Source organism: Pseudomonas sp. PDM19, assembly GCF_014852215.1.
Taxonomy (GTDB): domain Bacteria; phylum Pseudomonadota; class Gammaproteobacteria; order Pseudomonadales; family Pseudomonadaceae; genus Pseudomonas.
Genome location: NZ_JACVBG010000002.1, coordinates 1,166,206 through 1,190,907 on the forward strand (window position 1 = coordinate 1,166,206; position 24,702 = coordinate 1,190,907).

A 24,702-nucleotide genomic window follows, 5' to 3' on the forward strand; every position below is an offset into this window, starting at 1 on the left:
CCAATGGTTTCCGGGGCCACCGGAAACGGCGATCGGCACACACGACTCTCACGGTCGGTGCTAAGGCACGTACTCAGGAACGGCGGACCATTCCAGTGTCCAGCGGCAGCAGGATAAATCTGCTGTGCCGCGACTACGTTTCCTGCTTGTCGAGTAAGAACAAGCACTCATCAGGAGGAGGAATTGGCTGTCAGATGCGGACGATAAGTGCGTCTACGTTCAAGGCATGCGTTCAAGGCATGAACGCAACGCAATCCGACAGTTGTGCATCTCCGCCCTGCACATTTCCCTAAGAGCCGGGTGCCACTCGCTGAATCCGGGAGCGGGGTTGGCTTTTATCACGGCTACCTTGGTGGCCGTGGTCATGTCTCAAGGCCTGGGTTTCGAGGCGCTGTCGGCGCGAGAATCGCTCGGGCCGTTGCAACGCTTCCGGGGACTGCCTCGTGTCCGTTCAATGTGTTTGCAGGCGGTTGGGGATGGCGATTACGCGATCATCCGCAGGCCTGGCCACTTTTGGCGGCCTCCCGAATATAGCAGCAATGATTAAGTGCTTCAATTGAATGAAAAATTGTTATTATATCCGGATGACGAATCCCGCCCCTCCGACTTCCGGCGTTCAGCTGCTTGAAGTCGCGCCGGAGTATGCCGGCCAACGAATCGACAATTTCCTCCGCACCCAGCTCAAGGGCGTGCCCAAGACCCTGATCTACCGCATCCTTCGCAAGGGTGAGGTGCGGGTCAACAAGGGCCGGATCAAGCCCGAGTACAAGCTGCAGGCCGGCGACGTGATACGTGTTCCGCCGCTGCGTCTGGCCGAGCGCGACGAGCCGGTGCCGCTGGCCCAGGGCCTGCTGGAGCGTCTGGAAGCCGCCATCGTCTACGAAGACAAGGCGCTGATCGTGGTGAACAAGCCCACCGGTATTGCCGTGCATGGCGGCAGCGGCCTGAACTACGGGGTCATCGAGGCCTTCCGCCAGTTGCGTCCGGAGTGCAAGGACCTGGAGCTGGTGCACCGCCTGGATCGCGATACTTCCGGTCTGCTGATGATCGCCAAGAAGCGCAGCATGCTGCGCCATCTGCACGACGCCCTGCGTGGCGAGCGCATCGTGGACAAGCGCTACCACGCCCTGGTGCGCGGTAACTGGCCGGCGGCGAAGAAGCAGATCGCCGTGCCGCTGCTGAAGAACAACCTGCGCTCGGGTGAGCGTGTGGTCGAGGTGAATCCCGAAGGCAAGGAAGCGCTGACCGAGTTCAAGGTGCTGCGCCGCTTCGGTGACTTCGCCACTCTGGTCGAGGCGCGTCCGATCACCGGGCGTACCCACCAGATCCGTGTGCATGCCAAGCACGCCGGCCACTCCATTGCCGGTGATCCCAAGTACGGCGACGAAGATTTCTCCCGTGAAATCCGCGAGCTGGGCGGCAAGCGCCTGTTCCTGCACTCGGCCTATCTGCGCGTACCGCTGCCTGATGGTGGTGTGCTGGAGCTGGAAGCGCCGGTGGACGAAGTCTGGCTGCGCACCGTGGAGCGCCTGGATGCGTGAGTATTCCCTGCTGATCTTCGATTGGGATGGCACGCTGGTGGATTCCATTGGTCGTATCGTCGAGGCGATGCGGGTGGCGGCAGTTGGTTCCGGCCTTCCGGAACGCAACGATGAGGCTATCAAGGGCATCATCGGCCTGGGCCTGCCGGAAGCTATCCAGACGCTGTACCCGGAGGTAGAGGATGGCGAGCCGCTGGATCGCTTCCGGCTTGATTACGGTAACCACTACCTGAGCCTGGAAGTGCAGCCTTCGCCGCTGTTCCCGGGCGTGGCTGAGGCGATGGCGGAATTTCGCAGCGCCGGTTACCAGTTGGCGGTCGCTACCGGCAAGAATCGCCGCGGGCTGGATCGCGTGCTGGCGGGGCAGGGCTGGACGGATTTCTTCGATATCACCCGCGCCGCCGATGAATCGGCGAGCAAGCCGGACCCGCGCATGCTGCACGAGATTCTTGAGCATTGCCGGGCCGACGCGCGTGATGCGCTGATGGTGGGTGATTCGCCTTTCGATCTGGAAATGGCGCGCCGCGCCGGCATGGATTCGGTGGCGGTGGGCTATGGTGCTCAGTCGCTGGAGATCCTTCGGGAGTATGCTCCGGCGCTGGAAGTGAATCATTTCAATGAATTGCGCGCCTGGCTCGCCGGGCGCTCGGTCAAACCGCTGCTCGAGGTAGGCAACTGATGTCGGATGAATGGAAGGCGGACGATAGCAAGGCTACGCAAGCCGCGGCAGGCGACGACAAGAGCTGGAAGTTGCTGGAGAAGGCTGTGCTGGCTGGTGTCCAGGAGCAGCGTCGGTCGCGTCGCTGGGGCATCTTTTTCAAGTTGCTGACTTTTGTGTATCTGTTCGGTGCATTGGCGCTGTTCAGTCCCTTCAGTGGCTTGTCCAAGTCTGCGTCGCGCAGTGCCAGTCATACGGCGCTGATCGAGGTGAAGGGCATGATCGCCGACAACGAGCCTGCCAGTGCCGACAATATCGTTGGCGCGCTGCGTTCCGCGTTCGAGGATGCCGGCACCAAGGGTATCGTTCTGCGTATCAATAGTCCGGGCGGCAGTCCGGTGCAGTCCGGCTATATCTACGATGAAATCAAGCGCCTGCGCGGTGAGCATCCGGATATCAAGGTCTACGCGGTCATCAGCGATCTGGGGGCTTCCGGTGCCTATTACATCGCCAGTGCGGCCGACGAGATCTACGCCGACAAGGCCAGTCTGGTCGGTTCCATCGGTGTGACGGCGGCGACTTTCGGCTTCGTCGGCACCATGGAGAAGCTGGGCGTGGATCGTCGTATCTATACCTCGGGTGAGCACAAGGCCTTCCTTGATCCGTTCCAGCCGCAGAAGGCGGATGAAACCGCTTTCTGGCAGCAGGTGCTGGATACCACCCACAAGCAGTTCATCGATGTGGTGAAGAAGGGGCGCGGCGATCGCCTGAAGGACAAGGATCATCCCGAGTTGTTCTCCGGTCTGATCTGGTCCGGTGAGCAGGCGCTGCAGCTCGGGTTGATCGATGGTCTGGGTAGCTCCAGCTATGTGGCGCGCGAGATCATCAAGGAGAAGGAAATCGTGGACTACACCGTCCAGGAAACGGCCTTCGACCGCTTCACCAAAAAGCTGGGCGCGAGCGTCGCCGAGCGCATGGCGATGTGGATGGGCTGGCAGGGTCCGGTCCTGCGCTGAGTGCGCTTCCTTATATAAGGAAGGAAAAGGCTCGGCGATTGCCGGGCCTTTTCGTTTCAGGCCTTCCAGGTCAGGGGATTTGTATCTGTTCGGCAAGCAGCATATCCACCAGGCGAATCAGTGGCAGGCCGATCAGGCTGGTGGCGTCTTCGCCTTCGGTGGAGCGGAACAGGCTGACGCCCAGGCCTTCGGCCTTGAAGCTGCCGGCGCAATCGAAGGGTTGTTCGGCTTCCAGGTAGCGGCGAATGCGTGCTTCGTCGAGGTCGCGGAAGTGCACGGTGAAGGGAATGCAGTCGATTCGGGCTTCACCGCTCTGGCTGTTGAGCAGGCAGAGTCCGGTGAGGAAGCTGACGCTTTTGCCGCTGGCGTCCTTCAGTTGCTCCGTCGCGCGCGCGATGTCGTGCGGTTTACCGAGAATCCGGCTGCCGTTAACTGCGGCCTGGTCCGAGCCGATGATCAGGTGGGCGGGGTAGCGCTGGGCCAGGGCGCGAGCCTTGCATTCCGCCAGTCGGCGCACCAGTTGTTCGGCGCTCTCGCCGGGCAGTGGGGTTTCATCGATGTCGGGGCTGGCGCATTCGAACGGCAGGCGCAGGCGCTGCAGCAATTCGCGGCGGTAGGGCGAGCTGGAAGCGAGGATCAGGGGTAGCATGGGGAATTCCTTCGGAGCGTCACTGCGATTCTAACGAAAAGGGCTGTCCATACAGCGGTTTATGGCTAATTTCCTTTGACAGCTTCGGGTGCATCCCTATAATGGCGCGCTTATGTTGAATGGACCGATACCACCTCACGTTGATCCGCGCAAATTGGTAGAGCGCGCCGCCACCCTCGAGGGTGTGCTGCCGATCGCCAAGATGGCACGTCTCAGCGAGCAACTGACCAGCAGTGATGGCGATGTTCACGCGAAGTTTTCCTTCTTCCGTGATCAGCAGAAGCTGGCGGTCATGCACGTCGAGCTCAATGGCGAGGTGAGCATGGTATGCCAGCGCTGTCTCGAGCCGGCCAAATTCCATGTGGGTGGTGAGTACGATTACGTCATCATCCCGGAAGGCAAGTCGATCGATGATCTGCCCAGTGGCTACGATGCGTTGGAAGTGGGGGATGACCCCATCGACCTGACCTCGCTGGCTGAGGACGAGTTGCTGCTCGCCTTGCCCATCGTGCCGGTCCATGACCCTGAGGATTGCCAGCAGCCGGTGGGATACGCTACAGCGCCCGAACCGAGCGAGAACGTCGAAGAACGGCCCAATCCGTTCAGCGTACTGGCGCAGTTGAAGCGTGACCCAAACGTTTAGGAGTTAATCAATCATGGCTGTTCAGCAGAACAAAAAATCCCGTTCCGCTCGTGACATGCGTCGTTCGCACGATGCCCTGGACGCGAACGCTCTGTCCGTGGAAAAGAGCACCGGTGAAGTTCACCTGCGCCACCACGTCTCCCCGGACGGTTTCTATCGCGGCCGCAAGGTCGTAGACAAAGGCTCTGACGAGTAATCTTTGTCCGCACCAATCATCGCGATTGATGCAATGGGTGGGGACTACGGTCCCCACTGCATTGTTCCGGCCTGCATTTCCTTTCTGGCCGAATATGCCTCCCTCCAGCTGGTCCTCGTCGGCCAAGCTCCTCTGATAGAAGAACACCTGCGCGGCCTTTCTCCGGTCGAGCGCCAGCGTCTTCATATCCATCACGCCAGCGAAATCGTCACGATGGACGAGCGTCCGTCCCAGGCGTTGCGTGGCAAGCCCGATTCCTCCATGCGTGTTGCCCTCGAACTGGTTCGTGATGGCAAGGCTCATGCCTGCGTCAGTGCCGGTAATACCGGTGCGTTGATGGCGCTATCCCGTTACCTGCTCAAGACGTTGCCCGGCATCGACCGCCCGGCGATGGTGACAGCCGTGCCGACGCAGACCGGCCACTGCCATCTGCTCGACCTGGGCGCCAATGTCGATTGCAGTGCCGAGCACCTTTATCAGTTCGCCGTCATGGGGGCTGTGGCTGCGGAAGCGCTGGGCAAGAGCAATCCGCGTGTAGCGTTGTTGAATGTCGGCACCGAAGACATCAAGGGTAACCAGCAGGTGAAGCTGGCGGCCAGTCTGCTGCGGCAGGCGCAGGGTTTGAACTACATCGGCTATATCGAAGGCGACGGCCTGTATCGCGGGCTGGCCGATGTAGTGGTGTGCGACGGTTTCGTCGGCAATATCCTGCTCAAATCCAGCGAGGGCTTGGCGGCTATGGTCGCGGCGCGCCTGGAAGAATTGTTCAGCTCCAGCCTGCCGGCCAAGGCGGTCGGCCTGATGGCGATGCCTTTCCTGCGCCGGCTGCGTGGCGACCTCACGCCGTCACAGCACAATGGCGCGAGTTTCCTCGGTTTGCAGGGCATCGTGGTGAAGAGTCACGGCAGTGCGAAGGAGGAGGGCATCCAGAGCGCATTGCGACGCGCGCTGCTGGAAGTTCGCGAGAATCTGCCCCAGCGGCTGCATGGCCGTCTGGAACATCTGCTCTAATGTGTGACCGCGGTCGTCAGACCGTCATCCAACTGTCAGTTCAATGCGCCAGGCTCTCGCCGGCGTTATCCATTTGACGACACATACAAAAGGGACCTGTTGCAATGTCCGCATCCCTCGCCTTCGTATTCCCCGGTCAAGGCTCGCAGTCGCTCGGCATGCTTGCCGAGCTGGGCGCTCAACACGCCATCGTGCGCGATACCTTCGCCGAAGCCTCCTCCGCGCTGGGTTATGACCTCTGGGCTCTCGTGCAGGACGGCCCGGAAGAGCGCCTGAACCAGACCGACAAGACCCAGCCTGCCATCCTCACTGTCTCCATCGCCCTGTGGCGCCTGTGGCAGTCCGAAGGTGGCGTGCAGCCGGCTTACGTCGCCGGCCACAGCCTGGGCGAATACTCCGCTCTCGTTGCTGCTGGCAGCCTGGCCTTCGCCGATGCGGTGAAGCTGGTCGAGCGCCGTGGCCAGCTGATGCAGGAAGCTGTTCCTGCCGGCACTGGTGGCATGGCCGCCATTCTCGGTCTCGAAGACGCTGACGTACTCGCCGCCTGCGCTGAAGCGGCTCAGGGCGAAGTGGTCAGTGCCGTGAACTTCAACGCGCCCGGCCAGGTGGTGATCGCTGGTGCGGCCAAGGCCGTAGAGCGCGCCATCGAGGCGTGCAAGGCTCGTGGCGCCAAGCGTGCTGTCGCGCTGCCGGTCAGCGTGCCGTCGCACTGCGAGCTGATGCGCCCGGCTGCCGAGCGTTTTGCCGAGGCTGTCGAAGCCGTCCAGTGGCAGATGCCGCAAATCGCCCTGGTGCAGAACGTTACCGCCCAGGTCCCGGTCGATCTTGCCGCGCTCAAGCGCGACCTGCTGGCACAGCTCTACAGCCCGGTCCGCTGGGTCGAAAGCGTGCAGCTGCTGGCCGAGAAAGGCGTCACCGACCTGGTCGAGTGCGGCCCGGGCAAGGTGCTGGCTGGTTTGAACAAGCGTTGCGCCAAGGGCGTGACCACCCACAACCTGGATTCCGCGGACGCCTTCGGCGCAGCCCGCGCGGCTCTGGCTTGAACAGGAGATAAGGCATGAGTCTGCAAGGTAAGGTTGCCCTGGTTACTGGCGCGAGCCGTGGTATTGGCCAGGCCATCGCACTGGAACTGGGTCGTATGGGCGCTACCGTGGTGGGCACTGCCACCAGCGAGTCCGGCGCGCAGAAAATTTCCGAGTACCTCAAGGAAAACGGCATCCAGGGTTCGGGCATGGTCCTGGACGTCTCCAACGACGAGTCCGTGACCGCCGTTGTCGAAGCCATCCAGAAAGAATCCGGCGCGCCGGCTATCGTCGTCAATAACGCAGGCATCACCCGCGATAACCTGCTGATGCGCATGAAAGACGATGAGTGGTTCGATGTGGTCAACACCAACCTCAACAGCCTGTACCGTCTGTCGAAAGCCGTCCTGCGCGGCATGACCAAGGCACGCTGGGGTCGCATCATCAATATCGGCTCCGTCGTCGGTGCCATGGGCAACGCCGGGCAGACCAACTACGCCGCCGCCAAGGCCGGCCTGGAAGGCTTCACCCGCGCCCTGGCGCGCGAAGTCGGTTCCCGTGCTATCACTGTCAACGCGGTTGCTCCGGGCTTCATCGACACCGACATGACTCGCGAACTGCCGGAGGCCCAGCGTGAAGCGCTGCTCGGCCAGATTCCGCTGGGTCGACTGGGACAAGCCGAAGAGATCGCCAAAGTGGTAGCATTCCTCGCTTCCGAGGGCGCAGCTTATGTTACGGGTGCCACGGTACCGGTGAATGGCGGAATGTACATGAGCTGATGTGACGAGTTGCTTCGTGGCGATGTCATATGCGCTGTCTAAAATCTTCCAAGCGTCGTAACGCTGGAATAGACAGAGCATCTGGGTTGCCGCGAAGGGGCGTCAGCGTTCAGCTTGAAATGCAGAAAACCCTTTCTATACACTTACCCGCAGCCCAGCTGTACGGATTGTCCATAGGAGTGAAAACAAGGTATGAGCACCATCGAAGAACGCGTCAAGAAGATCGTTGCTGAGCAACTCGGCGTTAAGGAAGAAGAAGTCACCAACAGCGCTTCCTTCGTCGAAGACCTGGGCGCCGACTCCCTTGACACCGTTGAGCTGGTGATGGCTCTGGAAGAGGAATTCGAGACCGAAATCCCCGACGAGCAAGCCGAAAAGATCACCACCGTTCAGGAAGCCATCGACTACATCGTTGCCCACCAGGCATAAGACGTAGTCGTCGGTTCCCCGACGAAAGAAGCCGCACGGCCTGCAAAGGCGTGCGGCTTTTCTTTAACGCCGGCATCAGCCGGCGTTATTGCCGTGAAACACATGAGAGGAAGTCACAGTGTCGCGTAGACGCGTAGTCATCACTGGCATGGGTATGTTGTCGCCCCTGGGTGTGGATGTGCCGAGCAGTTGGGAAGGCATTCTCGCCGGGCGCAGCGGTATCGCCCCGATCGAACACATGGACCTGTCCGCCTTTGCCACCCGTTTCGGCGGCTCGGTGAAAGGGTTCGACGTCGAGCAATACATGTCCGCCAAGGAAGCTCGCAAACTCGACCTGTTCATCCAGTACGGTCTGGCCGCCAGCTATCAGGCGGTGCGTGATTCCGGCCTGGAAGTCACCGACGCCAACCGGGAGCGCATCGGCGTTGCCATCGGTTCGGGCATCGGCGGTCTGACCAACATCGAAAACACCTGTCGTTCTCTGTTCGAGCAGGGCCCGCGGCGCATCTCGCCGTTCTTCGTGCCCGGCTCGGTCATCAACATGGTTTCCGGGTTCCTGTCGATCAACCTCGGTCTGCAGGGCCCCAATTACGCCATTACCACCGCCTGCACCACCGGCACCCACAATATCGGCATGGCCGCGCGCAACATCGCCTACGGTGACGCTGACGTGATGGTGGCCGGCGGGTCCGAGATGGCGGCCTGTGGTCTTGGTCTGGGTGGCTTCGGCGCCGCTCGCGCGCTGTCCACCCGCAACGACGAGCCGACCAGGGCCAGCCGTCCGTGGGACCAGGACCGTGACGGCTTCGTGCTCTCCGACGGCGCCGGTGCGCTGGTGCTGGAAGAGCTGGAGCACGCCAAGGCTCGTGGTGCGCGCATTTACGCTGAAGTCGTTGGCTTCGGCATGAGCGGCGACGCCTTCCACATGACCGCTCCGCCGGAAGACGGCGCCGGCGCTGCCCGGTGCATGAATGCCGCGCTGCGTGATGCCGGGCTGAACCCCGAGCAGGTCGACTACATCAACGCCCATGGCACCTCGACGCCGGCCGGCGACATCGCGGAAATTGCCGCAGTGAAGTCGATCTTCGGCGACCACGCCTACCAGTTGTCGATGAGCTCCACCAAGTCCATGACCGGTCACCTGCTGGGTGCTGCCGGCGCGGTCGAGGCGATCTTCTGCGTGCTCGCGCTGCGTGATCAGGTGGCTCCGCCAACTATCAACCTGGACAACCCCAGCGAAGGCTGCGACCTCGACCTGGTCGCCCATCAGGCCAAGGAGCGTCCGATCGACGTCGCCCTGTCCAACTCCTTCGGCTTCGGTGGCACCAATGGCTCCCTGGTATTCCGCCGGTTCCACGGCTGATGCTGAGCTGGATCGACGGCCAGAGCGCCGAGGCCCTGTCCGCGCGTGATCGCGGGCTGGCCTACGGTGATGGGCTGTTCGAGACCATTCGCGTGTCCGCAGGCCGTCCGCGCCTGCTGGCACGCCATCGGGCGAGGCTGGAGGAAGGCGTTCGACGCCTGTCGCTTCCAGTCTCTCTCGACCTCGTCGAAGACGAACTCCTGCGTTTTTCCGCCTTGCTCGGCGATGGCGTTGCCAAGCTGATGCTGACCCGTGGCGAAGGCGCGCGCGGCTATGCGCCGCAGGCCGATGCCCAGGTGCGCCGTTTGCTGCTGGCCTCGCCTGCGCCGACCTACCCGGCGAAGAACCGTGAGCAGGGCGTCACGCTCTTCCCCTGCGCCACTCGACTGGCTGAGCAACCACTGCTCGCCGGCCTCAAGCACCTCAATCGCCTGGAGCAGGTCCTGGCTCGCGCCGAGTGGCGCGACCCGGCCTTCGCAGAAGGATTGATGCGCGATGTTTCCGGGCGGATCGTCGAGGGCGTGTTCAGCAACCTGTTCCTGGTGAAGCAGGGCGCACTGATCACCGCCGAGCTCTGCCGCTGCGGCGTCGCTGGTGTGATGCGTGCCGAAATCATCGAGCGCGCCAGCGATCTGGGGTTGCCGGTCATCGTCCGTGATGTAGAGCACGGCGAACTGGCGCAAGCCGATGAGGTCTTTCTCTGCAACAGTCTCTACGGTATCTGGCCGGTGCGCGGCATCGCCGAGCACGCTTGGCCGGTCGGGCCGCTGACCCGTAAACTGCAGGGCCAACTCCGCGAACTTCTGGATTCCTGATACGTGATGCGCAAATTGCTGGTGCTGCTGGAAGGCGGCCTGCTGCTGGCCGGGCTCGTGCTGGGCCTGGCGGCCTGGGAGCAGCACCGTGCGCTGCAGCAGCCGCTCCAGCTCACCGAAGAGCGTCTGCTTGATGCTCCCAGCGGCGCCACCCCTGGCCGCCTGCTGACCCGCCTGGAGGACGAAGACGTCCTGCACGGCGGCTTCTGGCTGCGTCTGTACTGGCGCTTCAACCTGGCCGGTGAGGCGCTGCACAGTGGCGAATACCGCCTGACGCCCGGCATGACCGCCGCCCAACTGCTCGATCTGTGGCGCGAAGGTGATGTGGTGCAGTACGGCCTGACCCTGGTCGAGGGCTGGAACTTCCGCCAGGTGCGAGAGCTACTTGCCCGTCAGCCCAAGCTGGAGCAGACCCTGAATGGCCTCAGCGATGCCGAGGTCATGGCGAAGCTGGGCAAGCCCGGTGTCTTCCCGGAAGGCCGCTTCTTCCCCGATACCTACCGCTTCGTCCGCGGCACCAAGGACGTCGACATCCTCAAGCACGCCTACCAGCGCATGGACAGCATCCTGGCGGAAGAGTGGGACAAGCGCGCGCAGGAGCTGCCCTACAAGGATTCCTACCAGGCGCTGATCATGGCTTCGCTGGTGGAGAAGGAAACCGGCGTGCCCCAGGAACGCGGCCAGATTGCCGGCGTCTTCGTGCGCCGCCTGCAGAAGAACATGCTGCTGCAGACCGACCCGACTGTCATCTATGGCATGGGCGAGCGCTACGCCGGCAGGATCACCCGCGCCGACCTGCGCACGCCGACGCCGTACAACACCTACGTGGTCGCCGGCCTGCCGCCGACGCCCATCGCGCTGCCCGGCCGCGAAGCCATCCATGCCGCACTCAACCCGGTAGCAGGGCAGAGCCTGTACTTCGTCGCCCGCGGCGACGGCAGCCATACCTTCTCCGACAACCTGGACGACCACAACAAGGCCGTCCAGGAGTTCCAGATCAAGCGTCGCGCCGACTACCGTTCCAGTCCGGCGCCCGTCCCGCTGCCGGCGCAGACGTCGGATGCAGACGCTCCCGCTGCAGATTCTCCTGCAGCGCAGTAGCCCGATAACACAAGGAGTGAGCCGAGTGACCGGCCTGTTCATCACCCTGGAAGGCCCCGAAGGCGCGGGCAAGAGCACCAACCGCGAGTACCTGGCCGAGCGCCTGCGCGAGCGAGGCATCGAGGTCCAGCTGACCCGCGAGCCCGGCGGCACGCCGCTGGCCGAGCGCATCCGCGAGCTGCTGCTGGACCCCAGCGATGAACAGATGGCGGTGGATACCGAGCTGTTGCTGGTCTTCGCTGCCCGTGCGCAGCACATAGCCCAGGTGATCCGCCCGGCACTCGAGCGCGGCGCCGTGGTGCTCTGCGACCGCTTCACCGACGCCACCTATGCCTACCAGGGTGGCGGTCGCGGCCTGCCAGTAGAACGCATCGCGCAACTGGAAAGCTTCGTCCAGGGCAGCCTGCGCCCGGACCTGACCCTGGTCTTCGACCTGCCGGTGGAAATCGGCCTGTCCCGCGCCGCCGCCCGGGGGCGCCTGGATCGCTTCGAGCAGGAAGGCCGCGCCTTCTTCGAGGCGGTGCGCAACACCTATCTGGGGCGCGCCCACGCCGAACCGGGGCGCTATCACATCCTCGATGCCGCGCAGTCGCTGGCCGAGGTACAGCGCGACCTGGACAAGCTGCTGCCGGCCTTGCTGGAGCGCCTCAATGGCTGACATCTACCCCTGGCAGCAGGGCCTCTGGCAGCAGCTCAGCAGCCGCCCGCAACATGCCCATGCCTATCTGCTGCATGGCCCGGCCGGAATCGGCAAGCGTGTGCTGGCGGAAAACTTCGTGCATTTCCTGCTCTGCCAGCGCCCTGAAGGCGGCAAGGCCTGTGGTCAATGCAAGGCCTGCCAGTTGCTGGCTGCCGGCACCCATCCGGATTATTTCCTGCTGGAGCCGGAAGAGGCGGAGAAGCCGATCCGCGTCGACCAGGTCCGCGAACTGGTGAACTTCGTGGTGCAGACCGCGCAGCTCGGCGGTCGCAAGGTGGTACTGCTGGAGCCGGCCGAGGCGATGAACCTCAACGCCGCCAACGCGCTGCTCAAGAGCCTGGAAGAGCCCTCGGGCAATACCGTGCTGCTGCTGATCAGTCACCAGCCCAGCCGTCTGCTGCCGACCATCAAGAGCCGCTGCGTGCAGCAGGCCTGCCCGCAGCCGACGGCCGTGCAGGCGCGTGCCTGGCTGGCCAGTGCGCTGCCGGATGAGTCGCCGGAGGCGCTGGACGAGCTCCTGGTGCTGGCCGGTGGCTCGCCGCTGACCGCTCAGCGCCTGCAGGGCCAGGGTGTGCGCGAGCAGCGCGCTCAGGTGGTGGAGGGCGTGAAGAAGCTGCTCAAGCAACAGGTTGCGCCCAGTCAACTGGCGGAAAGCCTGAATGGCGTACCCTTGCCGCTGCTGTTCGACTGGTTCTGCGACTGGGCGCTGCTGATGCTGCGCTACCAGCTGGCCCGCGACGAAGAGGGTCTCGGGCTCGCGGACATGCGCAAGGTCGTGCAGTATCTCGCCGAGAAATCGACACAGCCCAAGGTGCTGGCGATGCAGGACTGGCTGCTGCTGCAACGGCAGAAAGTCCTCAATAAAGCCAACCTCAACCGTGCCTTGCTTCTCGAAGCCTTGCTCGTACAGTGGGCAAGTCTGCCCGGGCCGGGCTAGAATCCGGCCATCGGAAAAATCTGCCAGGACAGCTGAATGAGCTTGCCACCAAATCTGGGTCCGCGTAACGGAATCCTGTCCCTGACCATCAAGGACAAATCCGTGCTGTATGCCGCCTACATGCCGTTCATCCGCAATGGTGGGCTGTTCATTCCGACCAACAAGACCTACAAGCTGGGCGATGAGGTCTTCATGCTGCTCAACCTGATGGACGAGCCGGAGAAGATCCCGGTAGCCGGCAAGGTGGTCTGGATCACTCCGAAGGGCGCCCAGGGCAACCGCGCCGCCGGTATTGGCGTGCAGTTCAACGATGGCGACAATACTGCGCGCAACAAGATCGAGACCTACCTCGCCGGTGCGCTGAAGTCGGACCGCCCAACCCATACCATGTAGAATTTGCAAGCTTTACAGGCTGCAACCACGAAGCGCCCGCATGGGCGCTTCGTCATTTTCCGGAGAGTGTTTTCATGCTGGTCGATTCCCACTGCCACCTCGATCGCCTCGATCTCGCCGCCCACGATGGGTCGCTGGATGCCGCGCTGGACGCCGCCCGCGCGCGTGGCGTCAGCCAGTTCCTGTGCATCGGCGTGAGCGCGGACAATGCCCGGGCAGTGAAGGACCTGGCCGATCGCTATGCCGACGTGCACTGCTCGGTAGGTGTTCACCCGCTGGACCTGGAGCCCGGCGCCGCGCCGGCGCTGGACTGGCTGCTGGGCGAGCTGAACCACCCGCGCGTGGTGGCCATCGGCGAGACCGGCCTGGATTATCACTACGAGCCCGAAGCCGCCGAGCTGCAGCAGGAAGCCTTCCGCCTGCACCTGGAGGCCGCCAAGGTCACCGGCAAGCCGGTCATCGTGCATACCCGCGAAGCCCGCGCCGACACCCTGGCGCTGCTGCGCGAGGCAGCGCTGCCGCAGGCCGGCGTGCTGCACTGCTTCACCGAAGACTGGGAGATGGCCAAGGCGGCGCTGGATATCGGCTTCTACATCTCGCTGTCGGGCATCGTCACCTTCCGCAATGCCGAGCAGTTGCGCGAAGTGGCCCGCCAGGTGCCGGTGGATCGCCTGCTGGTGGAAACCGATTCGCCCTATCTCGCGCCGGTGCCTCACCGCGGCAAGCCGAACCTGCCCGAGTATGTGCGCGAGGTCGCCGAGTACCTGGCCGTACTGCGTGGGGTGAGCTTCGAGACCCTGGCCGAGCAGACCACCGCCAACTTCCGCCGGTTGTTCCCGCTCGCTACCTGATCGTCTTCACGTCGAATTGTCCTGGCGCGGATACATTTCCTGCGCACAAAAAAAACCCGGGTTCTGGGGGATGAATCCGGGTCAAGACCATTAGGAGTGTAACAATAAGGTACGCGATCCTCGGTACCTTCACCGGCGGGGCACTTGGGGGGAGATGCCGCGCACCGGTATCTACAAGTATTGGCCAAGATGCGGCGACTGCCACAGGGTGCCCGGTGTTTTTTAAACGGATTTGGAATACATCACACCGGGCTGAGCAGTTTTCTCGGTCGCGCCTGCGTCATTGTGCCGCCAGAGCCCCGATCAGCCCCAGGGTTTCCTCGATGACCGCCTCGCTGGTGTAGAAGTGTGGCGAGAAGCGGATACCCGCGCCACGCTGGATGCACACCACCTGTTCGGCGCGCAGGCGCTCCAGCAGGCGGGTGTTGTCCCAGCCAGCGAGGCTGAAGGTCAGGATGCCGGCGCGACGAACCGGGTCCAGCGGGCTGTGCAGCGAGGCTCCGTCGATGCGGCCCAGGCCGTCGTGCAGTTGCTGGACGCGCGCCTGCACCAACTCACCCACCGTTGGCATGCCGACTTCCTCCAGCAGGCTCAGGCTGGCCTCCAGCGCCACCGCGCCGAGCATGTTCGGGCTGCCGCACTCGAAGCGCCGCGCGCTGCGGGCCGGCTGCCAGTCGGCGAGGTCGTAGTTGCCGGCGTTTTCCAGCATGTGCCAGCCGTATTCCTGCAGCGCCAGTTGCTCGCGCTCGGCGGCGCGGCAATAGAACACACCCAGGCCTTCCGGGCCGAGCATCCACTTGTGGCCGTCGGCCATGGCGAAGGCGCAGTCATAGGCCTGGACGTCGAAGGGCAGGGCGCCAAGCTGCTGGATGGCATCGATGCAATACAGCACGCCGCGCTGGCGGCAGCCGGCGCCGAGGCGCTCCAGGTCCATGCGCAGGCCACTGGCGTATTGCACCGCGCTGATCGAGAGCAGGCGTATGCGTGGGGTGCAGGCGGCGAGCAAGTCGCCTTCCGGGTCATCGCCGTCCAGGCTTACCTGGATGACTTCCACGCCGCGCGGCTTCAGCGCTTCCCAGACGATACGGTTGGATGGGAATTCCTGGTCGCTGATCACCACCTGGTCGCCGGCGCGCCAGTCCAGGCCGAAGGCGACGAACGACAGCGCCTCTGAGGTGTTCTTCACCAGTGCGATGTCGCCGGTGGTCTGGGCGTTCACCAGGCGCATCAGGCGCTCGCGCAGGCGCTTCTCGATGGTCAGCCACTGCGGGTAGTCGCGGGCGCCCTGCAGGATGTTCTCCTGGGCGAAGGCGGCAACGGCGTCTGCGGCCCGTTTGGGCCAGGGGGCGACCGCCGCGTGGTTCAGGTAGCGCAGGCCGGTTTGATGGGGAAACTCGGAAGAAAAGCTAATCATGTCGGATGATCCGTGCAATTTGGCGCTGAATAGGCATAATACGCGGCTTCGAATTTTGACTATTTTTGACCGAACAGTCTTTTTATGCAGAAAGAGCCGCGCAAGGTTCGCGAATTCCGTCGTCGCGAACAGGAAATCCTCGACACCGCCCTCAAGCTGTTCCTTGAGCAGGGCGAAGACAGTGTCACGGTCGAAATGATCGCCGATGCCGTGGGTATCGGCAAAGGCACCATCTACAAGCACTTCAAGTCCAAGGCGGAGATCTACCTGCGCCTGATGCTGGACTACGAGCGCGATCTGGCCGACCTGTTCCACTCCGAAGACGTCGCCCGCGACAAGGAGCGCCTGTCGCGCGCCTACTTCGAGTTCCGCATGCGTGACCCGCAGCGCTACCGCCTGTTCGACCGCCTCGAAGAAAAGGTGGTGAAGACCAGCCAGGTCCCGGAGATGGTCGAGGAGCTGCACAAGATCCGCGAATCCAACTTCGAGCGCCTGAGCCAGCTGATTAAGGAACGCATCGCGGCGGGCAAGCTGGAAGACGTGCCGGCCTACTTCCACTACTGCGCGGCCTGGGCGCTGGTGCATGGCGCCGTAGCGCTGTACCACTCGCCGTTCTGGCGCGAAGTGCTGGAGGACCAGGAGGGCTTCTTCCAGTTCCTCATGGACATCGGCGTGCGCATGGGCAACAAGCGCAAGCGCGACGGCGATACGCCGGCCGCCTGAGTCGCCATTCAGATGGCCCATCGTCGCAGTTGCGACAGGGCTTGTGGTGAGGGTGGGGATATACTTGCATGAGTGATTCCCACCGGAGCCGAGCATGATCGTCGACCGCCAGGGCAGGCGCTTCCGCAACTTGCGGGTCAGCCTGACCGCCGCATGCAACTACGCCTGCACCTACTGTGTGCCGGACGGCAAGCGTCTGGTTGCCGCGCAGGACGAACTCTCCGCTGACTTGCTGGTGCGCGGCGTCGCCTACCTGATCGAGGCCGCCGGCATCGAGCGGCTGCGGGTCACCGGCGGCGAACCGCTGGTCAGCCCGAAACTGGACGCCTTCCTGCACGGCGTCAGCCGCCTCGGCCTGCGGGATATCGCCCTCACCACCAACGGCCAGCTGCTGTCGAAGAAGCTGCCGCTGTTGCTCGATTGCGGCATCCGCCGCCTTAATGTGTCCCTCGATACCCTGGATGCCGACGCCTTCCGGCGCATCGCCCGTGGCGGTGATCTTGCCACCGTGCTCAAGGGGCTCGACGAGGCTCGCGCTGCGGGCCTGAAGATCAAGCTCAACATGGTGCCCCTGCGCGGGCAGAACCTCGACCAGGTGGTGCTGCTGCTGGACTACTGCCTGGAGCATGGCTTCGAGCTGCGCTTCATCGAGCTGATGCGCATGGGGCACCTGGCTCGCGATCCGAACGGCTTCAGCCAGCAGTTCATCGGCATGGCCGAGCTGCTCGAGCTGATTGGCGAGCGTCACCCCTACATCCAGGCAGATGCGCCGGTGGATGCCACTGCGCTGCGCTATGAGGTGCCGGGGCAGGGCTTCTTCGGCGTGATCGCCAACGAGAGCGTGCCGTTCTGCCGGACCTGTTCGCGCCTGCGCCTGTCCTCCACCGGCTGGCTGCATGGCTGCCTGTCGTCGAGCAACCGTCATTACGTCGGCGACCTGCTGGACAAGCCGCGCCACCAGGCGCTGCCGGCCCTGCAACGGCTGCTGGTGCGCGCCCTGGCGGACAAGCAGGAAGTCGCCTTCTCCGGCGGCGTCACCATCATGAAGATCATCGGCGGCTGAGACCGCCCCCAGACCTGATTAGCCCATGCCCAACGAATTCCCCATTTCCTATATCGAGCCGGTCTTCCGGCCGCCGAGCGAGGCGAACTCGCTCATTCTTCCGGTCACCAACGGTTGTTCGTGGAACCAGTGCGGCTTCTGCGAGATGTATACGCAACCGCAAAAGAAATTCCGCGCCCGTGACGAGGCCGAAGTGCTGGAGGAGATTCGCCGCTGTGGCGAGCGCCTGATCGTCCAGCGGGTGTTCCTCGCCGATGGCGATGCGCTGGTGCTGCCGACGCGGCGCCTGCTCAACATCCTCCGCGCGATCCGTGAGCACATGCCCGAGGTGGACCGCGTCTCCAGCTACTGCCTGCCGCGCAACCTGCGCAAGAAGTCGGTGGAGGAGCTGAAGGAACTGGCCGACGCCGGCCTGCGCATGGCCTACGTGGGCGCCGAGTCCGGCGACGACGAAGTGCTGGCGCGGGTGAACAAGGGCGAGACCTATGCCTCCACGCTCGATGCCCTGCGGAAGCTGGGCGAGGCGGGAATCACCCGCTCGGTGATGATCCTCAACGGCCTGGGTGGCAGCACGCTGAGCGCCCAGCACGCCGACAACTCGGCGCGCCTGATGAACGAAGCGCAACCGGAGTTCCTCTCAACTTTGGTTGTCAGCTTTCCCACTGGCGAAGAGCGCTACCGCGCCGGCTTCCCGGACTTCCAGCCATTGTCGCAGGCCGAGCTGTTCGTCGAGATCGAGCGCCTGCTGAGCGCGCTGGAGCTGCGCGACACGGTGTTCCGCAGCGACCACGCGTCCAACTACCTGGTGCTCAAGGGCACGCTGGGGGCGGACAAGGCAAGATTGCTTGCCCAGGTTCGGGAGGCCATCGAGCAGCCCCAGCGTGCGCGTCTGCGCCAGGAATGGCAGCGCGGCCTGTGATGGCGCGGAAGCTGCATTGCCTGTTCGAATGCCGGTTTTTCGTCGCCGGCCTCGGAGACCTTGCATGCGCCAACTGATACTGATCCTTGCCTTCGCCGCCCTGGGCGGCTGCATGAGCCCCAACGACCTGGCCGACGGCACCGATTACTACCTGCGCGACGCGGGCTTCCTCGATCACAGCCAGACCCGCCGCACCTCGAACTGGCGCCTGCAGCAGGACTCCTTCATCTATATCGCCCAGGGCCCGTTCGTGCCGCCCGGCCATCCCTACGCGCGGCCCAACGTGGTGGCGGAGGAGGCGTTCAAGGGCTTCGTCCAGTACTTCCCGCTGGTACGCCGGGCCAAGAGCCCGCTGGGGCTCGAGGGCGCCATGCAGGAGGCGCGCGCGGCAGGCGCCAATTATCTGCTGTATACGCGCTTCGCCCGTGGGGAGGACAATGCCGGAACCTACGAGCAGTACGAAGACACCGATAACGCCGTGGGCCGCGACCGCAGCGTGATCCAGGTGATGCTGATCGAGACCGACAACCGCTACCTGGTGGACAGTGCGACTATCCGCAGCCGCGGCGGTTTTCTGACATTCTATGACGCCAGCCCCGAGGATCTGATCGGGCGACCGCTGGAAGACTATGCCCGCAGCCTGCTGGGGGTGAAGACGCGAGAGGAGTACCAATGACTGATCCACAGACTCAATCGGACCGGGCCGGCAACCTGCTGGCGCAGATTCCCGCCAGCAAGGACAAGGGGCTGCCGCCGGTGCATCTGTGGAACCCCGATTGCTGCGGCGATATCGACATGCGCATCGCCCGCGACGGCACCTGGTACTACCTGGGCACGCCGATCGGCCGCAAGCCGATGGTGCGGCTGTTCTCCACCATCATCCGCCGCGATGGCGACGACTATTTCCTGGTTACTCCGGTGGAGAAGTGCGGGATCACAGTCGATGACGCGCCTTTCGTCGCGGTCACCCTGGCGGTCGAAGGGGAGGGCGAGCAGCAGGTGCTGCGCTTCACCACCAACGTCGAGGACGAGGTGGTAGCCGACGCCACGCACCCGATCCGCGTCGAGCTGGACCCGCAGACCCAGGAGCCGTCGCCCTACGTGCTGGTGCGGGTGAACCTGGAAGCGCTGATTCACCGCAACGTGTTCTACCAGCTGGTGGAGCTGGCGGTTCCCCGCGAGATCGACGGCGTTGACTGGTTGGGTGTCTGGAGTTCGGGGGAGTTCTTCCCCATTGCGCCGCAACCGTGACCTGCTGGTCCGAACGCGGCCGGTAGTTCGATTCCGGCTTCGCTACAACTTTTTCGAACTTGCAAAAAAGGCTCCCGAGGGAGCCTTTTTCGTTACCGCCAACTCAATTACATGTTGGGGTAGTTCGGACCGCCGGTGCCCTCGGGGGCAACCCAGGTGATGTTCTGGGCCGGGTCCTTGATGTCGCAGGTCTTGCAGTGCACGCAGTTCTGGGCGTTGATCTGGAAGCGCTTGCTGCCGTCGTCGTTGCTCACCACTTCGTATACGCCGGCCGGGCAGTAACGCTGCGCAGGCTCGTCGTAGAGCGGCAGGTTCTTCGCGATCGGGGTGTTCGGGTCGGTCAGCTTCAGGTGGATCGGCTGGTCTTCCTCGTGGTTGGTGTTGGACAGGAACACCGAGGACAGCTTGTCGAAGCTGAGTTTGCCGTCCGGCTTCGGATAGTCGATCTTCGGCGCTTCGCTGGCCTTCTTCAGGGTCGCGTAGTCCGGCGTCGTATCGTGCAGGGTGAACGGAAGCTTGCCGCCAAAGATGTTCTGGTCGATGAAGTTGAACGCACCACCACCGATGGCGCCGAACTTGTGCATCGCCGCGCCGAAGTTACGGCTGCGGAACAGCTCGTCATACAGCCAGCTGCCCTTGAAGGCATCGACGTAGTTGTTCAGCACGTCGCCGCCTTCGCGGCCGGCGAACAGGGCTTCGGCCACGGAATCGGCGGCCAGCATGCCGGACTTCATGGCGGTGTGGCTGCCCTTGATCTTGGCGAAGTTCAGGGTGCCGAGGTCGCAACCGATCAGCGCGCCGCCGGGGAAGACCATCTTCGGCAGCGAGTTCAGGCCGCCCTTGCAGATGGCCCGAGCGCCGTAGGCCACGCGCTTGCCGCCTTCCAGGTACTGCTTGATCACCGGATGGTGCTTGTAGCGCTGGAATTCGTCGAACGGCGACAGGTGCGGGTTGGTGTAGGACAGGTCGATGATCAGGCCGACCACCACCTGGTTGTTCTCCAGGTGGTAAAGGAAGGAGCCGCCCGGGTTGTCGTCGTTCAGCGGCCAGCCGGCGGTGTGCACCACCAGGCCCTGCTCGTGCTTGGACGGGTCGATGTCCCAGATTTCCTTGATGCCGATGCCGTAGTGCTGCGCGTCGGCTTCGCTGTCGAGCTTGTACTTCTTGATCAGCTGTTTACCGATGTGGCCACGGCAGCCTTCGGCAAACAGGGTGTACTTGGCGCGCAGTTCCATGCCCGGGGTGTAGTAACCCTCTTTCGGATTGCCTTCGCGGTCGACGCCCAGGTCACCGGTGACAATGCCGCGCACCACGCCATTCTCGTCGATCAGCGCTTCCTGGGCGGCGAAGCCCGGGTAGATCTCGACGCCCAGGCCTTCGGCCTGCTGGGCCAGCCAGCGGCACAGGTTGCCCAGGGAAATGATGTAGTTGCCTTCGTTGTGCATGGTCTTGGGCACGAAGAAGTTCGGCACCTTGGCCGCTGCTTCCGGGCTCTTGAGCACATAGATGTCGTCGCGCTTGACGGGGGTGTTGAGCGGCGCTTCGAGCTCCTTCCAGTTGGGGAACAGCTCGTTCAGCGCGCGGGGCTCGAACACGGCGCCCGAGAGGATGTGGGCGCCCACTTCGGAACCCTTCTCGACCACACAGACGCTGATTTCCTGACCCGCGTCGGCGGCCTTCTGTTTCAGTCGGCATGCGGCGGACAGACCGGCAGGGCCGGCGCCGACGATGACGACGTCGAATTCCATAAATTCGCGTTCCACTATCGATCTCTCCTGAATCAAGGCTCTGGGTATTTTGTAGGTATTGGGATGGGCGTGCCCCCACCCAGTAAGAGCGGGGCGCATTATAGCTAGACCTGTTGCTATATCTAAACCCTTTATCGAACGCAATACAAACGTTTGTTTGAATCGCGTGTAACCCTGATAGAATCGGGGTCCGCGGCTTATGAAGGGGTATTTTCGTGTATTGACCCGCCCGGTCGATGCAGTCAAGATACCTGCGGTTTTGCGGTCGCGTTGCGCTGGATGTAGTCGCAGATGGCGTGCACTACCGGCCAGGCCTGTCTGGCGACATTCCTATTCACCGGAGAAAAACGAGGAATCCATGAAGGTTCTTGTAGCTGTCAAACGAGTGGTTGACTATAACGTCAAGGTCCGCGTCAAGGCGGACAACTCCGGCGTCGATCTCGCCAACGTCAAGATGTCCATGAACCCCTTCTGCGAAATCGCCGTGGAAGAGGCCGTACGCCTGAAAGAGAAAGGCGTCGTCACCGAGATCGTTGCGGTCTCCGTCGGCCCGACCGCTGCCCAGGAGCAACTGCGTACCGCGCTGGCTCTGGGTGCTGATCGCGCCATCCTCGTTGAAACCAACGAAGAACTGAGCTCCCTGGCCATCGCCAAGTCGCTGAAAGCCCTCGTCGACAAAGAGCAGCCGCAGCTGGTCATCCTCGGCAAGCAGGCCATCGACAGCGACAACAACCAGACCGGCCAGATGCTGGCTGCGCTGACCGGCTACGCCCAGGGCACCTTCGCCTCCAAGGTCGAAGTCGCTGGCGACAAGGTCAACGTCACCCGTGAAATCGACGGCGGCCTGCAGACCGTTGCCCTGAACCTGCCGGCAATCGTCACCACCGACCTGCGCCTGAACGAGCCGCGCTACGCGTCGCTGCCGAACATCATGAAGGCGAAGAAGAAGCCGCTGGACGTGGTGACCCCGGACGCCCTGGGCGTTTCCACCGCTTCCACCGTGAAGACCGTGAAAGTCGAAGCTCCGGCTGCCCGTAGCGCTGGCATCAAGGTCAAGTCCGTTGCCGAACTGGTCGAGAAACTGAAGAACGAGGCGAAAGTAATCTGATGGCTATCCTGGTAATCGCTGAGCACAACAACGGCGCACTGGGCGCTGCCACTCTGAACACTGTCGCTGCCGCGCAGAAGATCGGTGGTGACATCGCTGTCCTGGTCGCTGGCCAGAACGTCGGTGGCGTGGCTGAAGCCGCTGCCAAGATCGCCGGTGTTTCCAAGGTGCTGGTCGCCGACAACGCCGCCTACGCTCACCAACTGCCGGAGAACGTCGCTCCGCTGATCGCTGAGCTCGGCAAGGGTTACAGCCACGTGCTGGCCGCCGCCACCACCAACGGCAAGAACTTCCTGCCGCGCGTCGCCGCCCTGCTGGACGTCGACCAGATCTCCGAGATCATCGAAGTGGTCAGCGCCGACACCTTCAAGCGCCCGATCTATGCCGGTAACGCCATCGCTACCGTGCAGTCCTCGGCTGCCGTCAAGGTCATCACCGTGCGTGGCACCGGCTTCGACGCCGTTGCTGCCGAAGGTGGCTCCGCCGCTGTTGAAGCCGTTTCCGGCCCGGCCGATGCTGGCAAGTCCGCCTTCGTGGGCGAGGAACTGGCCAAGTCCGACCGTCCGGAACTGACCGCTGCCAAGATCGTCGTTTCCGGCGGCCGTGGCATGGGCAATGGCGACAACTTCAGCATCCTCTACTCCCTGGCTGACAAGCTGGGCGCTGCCGTCGGCGCTTCCCGCGCTGCAGTGGATGCCGGCTTCGTGCCGAACGACATGCAGGTCGGCCAGACCGGCAAGATCGTCGCTCCGCAGCTGTACGTGGCCGTCGGTATCTCCGGCGCCATCCAGCACCTGGCGGGCATGAAGGACTCGAAAGTGATCGTTGCGATCAACAAGGACGAAGAGGCGCCGATCTTCCAGGTTGCCGACTACGGCCTGGTCGCCGACCTGTTCGAAGCCGTACCGGAGCTGGAAAAGGCCATCTGAGCCCGATCCGCTTGTTGAAGGAACCCGCCCTCCGTGGCGGGTTCTTTCATTTCAGGTCCCTGATTTTTCTCGGGAAATGAGCGTTCTGCTGCGCCGATGACCCATTGGTCACGAATCTTTGCCGAGAAGTCCACCGGCGAAGGTGTCTCATCTACAATGCGCGACGTCTCCAGTTCCTGAATGTGTTCAATCGACACCTGGCTACCGAGGTTTTCATGATCATCAAACCGCGCGTGCGTGGCTTCATCTGCGTCACTACCCACCCGACCGGCTGTGAAGCCAACGTCAAGGAACAGATCGAGTACGTCGAGGCGCACGGCCCCATCGCCAACGGTCCGAAGAAGGTCCTGGTCATCGGTTCCTCCACCGGCTACGGCCTGGCCGCGCGCATCAGCGCCGCCTTTGGCGCCGGCGCTGACACCCTGGGCGTGTTCTTCGAGCGTCCCGGCAGCGAGACCAAGGCGGGCACTGCCGGCTGGTACAACTCCGCTGCCTTCGAGAAGTTCGCCAAGGCCAAGGGCCTGTATGCGCGCAGCATCAACGGCGACGCCTTCTCCGATGAAGTGAAGAAAGTCACCATCGACACCATCAAGCAGGACCTGGGCAAGGTCGACCTGGTCGTCTACAGCCTGGCCGCTCCGCGCCGTACCCACCCGAAGACCGGCGAGGTCTTCAACTCCGTGCTCAAGCCGGTGGGCAAGGCGGTCAACTTCCGTGGTCTGGACACCGACAAGGAAGTGATCAAGGAAAGCGTGATGGAGCCGGCGACGCCTGAGGAAATCGCCAACACCGTCGCGGTCATGGGCGGTGAAGACTGGCAGATGTGGATCGACGCCCTGCAGGAAGCCGGTGTGCTGGCCGATGGCGCCAAGACCACCGCCTTCACCTATCTGGGCGAAGAGATCACCCACGACCTGTACTGGAACGGCTCCATCGGCGCCGCCAAGAAGGACCTGGACCAGAAGGTCCTGGGGATTCGCGAGAAACTCGCCGCCACCGGTGGTGACGCTCGTGTTTCCGTGCTGAAGGCCGTGGTCACCCAGGCCAGCTCGGCCATCCCGATGATGCCGCTGTACCTGTCGCTGCTGTTCAAGGTGATGAAGGAGAAGGGCACCCACGAAGGTTGCATCGAGCAGGTCGACGGCCTGTTCCGTGAAAGCCTGTACGGAGCCGAGCCGCACCTGGACGCCGATGGTCGTCTGCGCGCCGACTACAAGGAACTGCAGCCGGATGTGCAGGACACCGTGAAGGACCTGTGGAACAAGGTGACCAACGAGAACCTGTACCAGCTGACCGACTTCACCGGCTACAAGTCCGAGTTCCTGCGACTCTTCGGCTTCGAGATCGCTGGCGTGGACTACGAGCAGGACGTCAATCCGGACGTGCAGATTCCGAATCTGATCCAGCTCTGAGTTTGCCCCAGTAGAAACGGCGCCTTCGGGC

General features: G+C 63.3%; 27 protein-coding genes. 24 read left to right on the forward strand and 3 right to left on the reverse strand.

The window, feature by feature from the left end:
- Positions 1-584: 584 nt before the first annotated feature.
- Genes rluC through sppA form a run of 3 tightly spaced genes read left to right on the forward strand, consistent with a single transcriptional unit; the run spans position 585 to position 3,215 of the window.
- Positions 585-1,541: a 23S rRNA pseudouridine(955/2504/2580) synthase RluC gene (gene rluC, locus IB273_RS13795; protein WP_081519470.1), complete on the forward strand. Its 957-nt coding sequence runs from the start codon at positions 585-587 to the stop codon at positions 1,539-1,541.
- Complete coding sequence (locus IB273_RS13800) at positions 1,534-2,220, forward strand: HAD-IA family hydrolase (protein WP_192224284.1); 687 nt, start codon at positions 1,534-1,536, stop codon at positions 2,218-2,220. The genes rluC and IB273_RS13800 overlap by 8 nt, the downstream gene beginning before the upstream one ends.
- A complete protein-coding gene (sppA, locus tag IB273_RS13805) occupies positions 2,220-3,215 on the forward strand; it encodes a signal peptide peptidase SppA (RefSeq protein WP_192224285.1) in 996 nt (331 codons plus the stop codon). Before IB273_RS13800 ends, sppA begins: the two co-directional genes overlap by 1 nt.
- A gap of 70 nt (positions 3,216-3,285) precedes the next feature.
- Here the strand turns inward: sppA and IB273_RS13810 are convergent, their stop codons facing one another.
- The gene (locus IB273_RS13810) at positions 3,286-3,864 is read right to left on the reverse strand and encodes a Maf family protein (protein ID WP_192224286.1); all 579 of its coding nucleotides are present in this window, start codon (positions 3,862-3,864) and stop codon (positions 3,286-3,288) included.
- A gap of 112 nt (positions 3,865-3,976) precedes the next feature.
- Between IB273_RS13810 and IB273_RS13815 the strand changes: the two genes are divergently transcribed.
- The 13 genes from IB273_RS13815 (at position 3,977) to IB273_RS13875 (ending at position 14,104) form a co-directional block, all read left to right on the forward strand.
- Positions 3,977-4,507 carry a YceD family protein gene (locus IB273_RS13815; RefSeq protein ID WP_045211618.1) on the forward strand — a complete coding sequence of 177 codons (531 nt, stop codon included), beginning with the start codon at positions 3,977-3,979 and terminating at the stop codon, positions 4,505-4,507.
- 13 nt (positions 4,508-4,520) lie between these two features.
- Entirely contained in the window at positions 4,521-4,703 is a 183-nt protein-coding gene (gene rpmF, locus IB273_RS13820; RefSeq protein WP_009621425.1) for a 50S ribosomal protein L32, read from the forward strand.
- 3 nt (positions 4,704-4,706) lie between these two features.
- Entirely contained in the window at positions 4,707-5,714 is a 1,008-nt protein-coding gene (plsX, locus tag IB273_RS13825; RefSeq protein WP_192224287.1) for a phosphate acyltransferase PlsX, read from the forward strand.
- A gap of 104 nt (positions 5,715-5,818) precedes the next feature.
- Positions 5,819-6,757: an ACP S-malonyltransferase gene (gene fabD / locus IB273_RS13830; RefSeq protein ID WP_192224288.1), complete on the forward strand. Its 939-nt coding sequence runs from the start codon at positions 5,819-5,821 to the stop codon at positions 6,755-6,757.
- 14 nt (positions 6,758-6,771) lie between these two features.
- On the forward strand, positions 6,772-7,515 hold the full coding sequence (gene fabG / locus IB273_RS13835) for a 3-oxoacyl-ACP reductase FabG (RefSeq protein ID WP_037014455.1): 744 nt from the start codon (positions 6,772-6,774) through the stop codon (positions 7,513-7,515).
- 192 nt (positions 7,516-7,707) lie between these two features.
- Entirely contained in the window at positions 7,708-7,944 is a 237-nt protein-coding gene (gene acpP / locus IB273_RS13840; RefSeq protein WP_015477931.1) for an acyl carrier protein, read from the forward strand.
- A gap of 118 nt (positions 7,945-8,062) precedes the next feature.
- Positions 8,063-9,307, forward strand: coding sequence for a beta-ketoacyl-ACP synthase II (gene fabF / locus IB273_RS13845; RefSeq protein WP_192224289.1), 1,245 nt, complete (start codon positions 8,063-8,065; stop codon positions 9,305-9,307).
- Positions 9,307-10,122: an aminodeoxychorismate lyase gene (gene pabC / locus IB273_RS13850; protein ID WP_192224290.1), complete on the forward strand. Its 816-nt coding sequence runs from the start codon at positions 9,307-9,309 to the stop codon at positions 10,120-10,122. Before fabF ends, pabC begins: the two co-directional genes overlap by 1 nt.
- Before the next feature lie 6 nt (positions 10,123-10,128).
- Positions 10,129-11,223 carry an endolytic transglycosylase MltG gene (mltG, locus tag IB273_RS13855; RefSeq protein ID WP_192224521.1) on the forward strand — a complete coding sequence of 365 codons (1,095 nt, stop codon included), beginning with the start codon at positions 10,129-10,131 and terminating at the stop codon, positions 11,221-11,223.
- 25 nt (positions 11,224-11,248) lie between these two features.
- Positions 11,249-11,881 carry a dTMP kinase gene (gene tmk, locus IB273_RS13860; RefSeq protein ID WP_192224291.1) on the forward strand — a complete coding sequence of 211 codons (633 nt, stop codon included), beginning with the start codon at positions 11,249-11,251 and terminating at the stop codon, positions 11,879-11,881.
- Positions 11,874-12,860, forward strand: coding sequence for a DNA polymerase III subunit delta' (locus IB273_RS13865; RefSeq protein ID WP_151187731.1), 987 nt, complete (start codon positions 11,874-11,876; stop codon positions 12,858-12,860). The genes tmk and IB273_RS13865 overlap by 8 nt, the downstream gene beginning before the upstream one ends.
- Positions 12,861-12,896: 36 nt before the next feature.
- Positions 12,897-13,253: a PilZ domain-containing protein gene (locus IB273_RS13870; RefSeq protein ID WP_009621447.1), complete on the forward strand. Its 357-nt coding sequence runs from the start codon at positions 12,897-12,899 to the stop codon at positions 13,251-13,253.
- A 74-nt stretch (positions 13,254-13,327) separates the two neighbouring features.
- Positions 13,328-14,104, forward strand: a complete 777-nt coding sequence (locus IB273_RS13875) for a TatD family hydrolase (protein ID WP_151187730.1) — start codon at positions 13,328-13,330, stop codon at positions 14,102-14,104.
- A 280-nt stretch (positions 14,105-14,384) separates the two neighbouring features.
- On the opposite strand, the gene IB273_RS13880 is transcribed toward IB273_RS13875, so the two are convergent.
- The gene (locus IB273_RS13880; RefSeq protein WP_192224292.1) at positions 14,385-15,518 is read right to left on the reverse strand and encodes an aminotransferase class V-fold PLP-dependent enzyme; all 1,134 of its coding nucleotides are present in this window, start codon (positions 15,516-15,518) and stop codon (positions 14,385-14,387) included.
- A gap of 84 nt (positions 15,519-15,602) precedes the next feature.
- On the opposite strand from IB273_RS13880, the gene IB273_RS13885 reads away from it, so the two are divergent.
- The 5 genes from IB273_RS13885 to IB273_RS13905 all read left to right on the forward strand — a co-directional run bounded on the left by IB273_RS13885 (position 15,603) and on the right by IB273_RS13905 (position 19,474).
- A complete protein-coding gene (locus IB273_RS13885) occupies positions 15,603-16,241 on the forward strand; it encodes a TetR/AcrR family transcriptional regulator (protein WP_045211585.1) in 639 nt (212 codons plus the stop codon).
- Between the two features lie 94 nt (positions 16,242-16,335).
- Positions 16,336-17,304, forward strand: a complete 969-nt coding sequence (locus tag IB273_RS13890) for a GTP 3',8-cyclase MoaA (RefSeq protein WP_192224293.1) — start codon at positions 16,336-16,338, stop codon at positions 17,302-17,304.
- A 25-nt stretch (positions 17,305-17,329) separates the two neighbouring features.
- On the forward strand, positions 17,330-18,223 hold the full coding sequence (locus IB273_RS13895; RefSeq protein WP_192224294.1) for a radical SAM protein: 894 nt from the start codon (positions 17,330-17,332) through the stop codon (positions 18,221-18,223).
- A gap of 64 nt (positions 18,224-18,287) precedes the next feature.
- Entirely contained in the window at positions 18,288-18,899 is a 612-nt protein-coding gene (locus tag IB273_RS13900; protein WP_138214907.1) for a DUF4823 domain-containing protein, read from the forward strand.
- Positions 18,896-19,474 (forward strand): DUF1285 domain-containing protein, encoded by a 579-nt coding sequence (locus IB273_RS13905; protein ID WP_192224295.1) that lies wholly within the window; start codon positions 18,896-18,898, stop codon positions 19,472-19,474. The genes IB273_RS13900 and IB273_RS13905 overlap by 4 nt, the downstream gene beginning before the upstream one ends.
- 107 nt (positions 19,475-19,581) lie before the next feature.
- On the opposite strand, the gene IB273_RS13910 is transcribed toward IB273_RS13905, so the two are convergent.
- The gene (locus IB273_RS13910; RefSeq protein WP_225594632.1) at positions 19,582-21,321 is read right to left on the reverse strand and encodes an electron transfer flavoprotein-ubiquinone oxidoreductase; all 1,740 of its coding nucleotides are present in this window, start codon (positions 21,319-21,321) and stop codon (positions 19,582-19,584) included.
- Between the two features lie 259 nt (positions 21,322-21,580).
- Between IB273_RS13910 and IB273_RS13915 the strand changes: the two genes are divergently transcribed.
- From IB273_RS13915 to fabV, 3 genes are all read left to right on the forward strand, one after another.
- Positions 21,581-22,330 (forward strand): electron transfer flavoprotein subunit beta/FixA family protein, encoded by a 750-nt coding sequence (locus tag IB273_RS13915; RefSeq protein ID WP_026078867.1) that lies wholly within the window; start codon positions 21,581-21,583, stop codon positions 22,328-22,330.
- Positions 22,330-23,259, forward strand: coding sequence for an electron transfer flavoprotein subunit alpha/FixB family protein (locus IB273_RS13920; RefSeq protein ID WP_045211570.1), 930 nt, complete (start codon positions 22,330-22,332; stop codon positions 23,257-23,259). The genes IB273_RS13915 and IB273_RS13920 overlap by 1 nt, the downstream gene beginning before the upstream one ends.
- A gap of 215 nt (positions 23,260-23,474) precedes the next feature.
- The gene (gene fabV, locus IB273_RS13925; protein WP_017517613.1) at positions 23,475-24,671 is read left to right on the forward strand and encodes an enoyl-ACP reductase FabV; all 1,197 of its coding nucleotides are present in this window, start codon (positions 23,475-23,477) and stop codon (positions 24,669-24,671) included.
- Positions 24,672-24,702 lie beyond the last annotated feature (31 nt).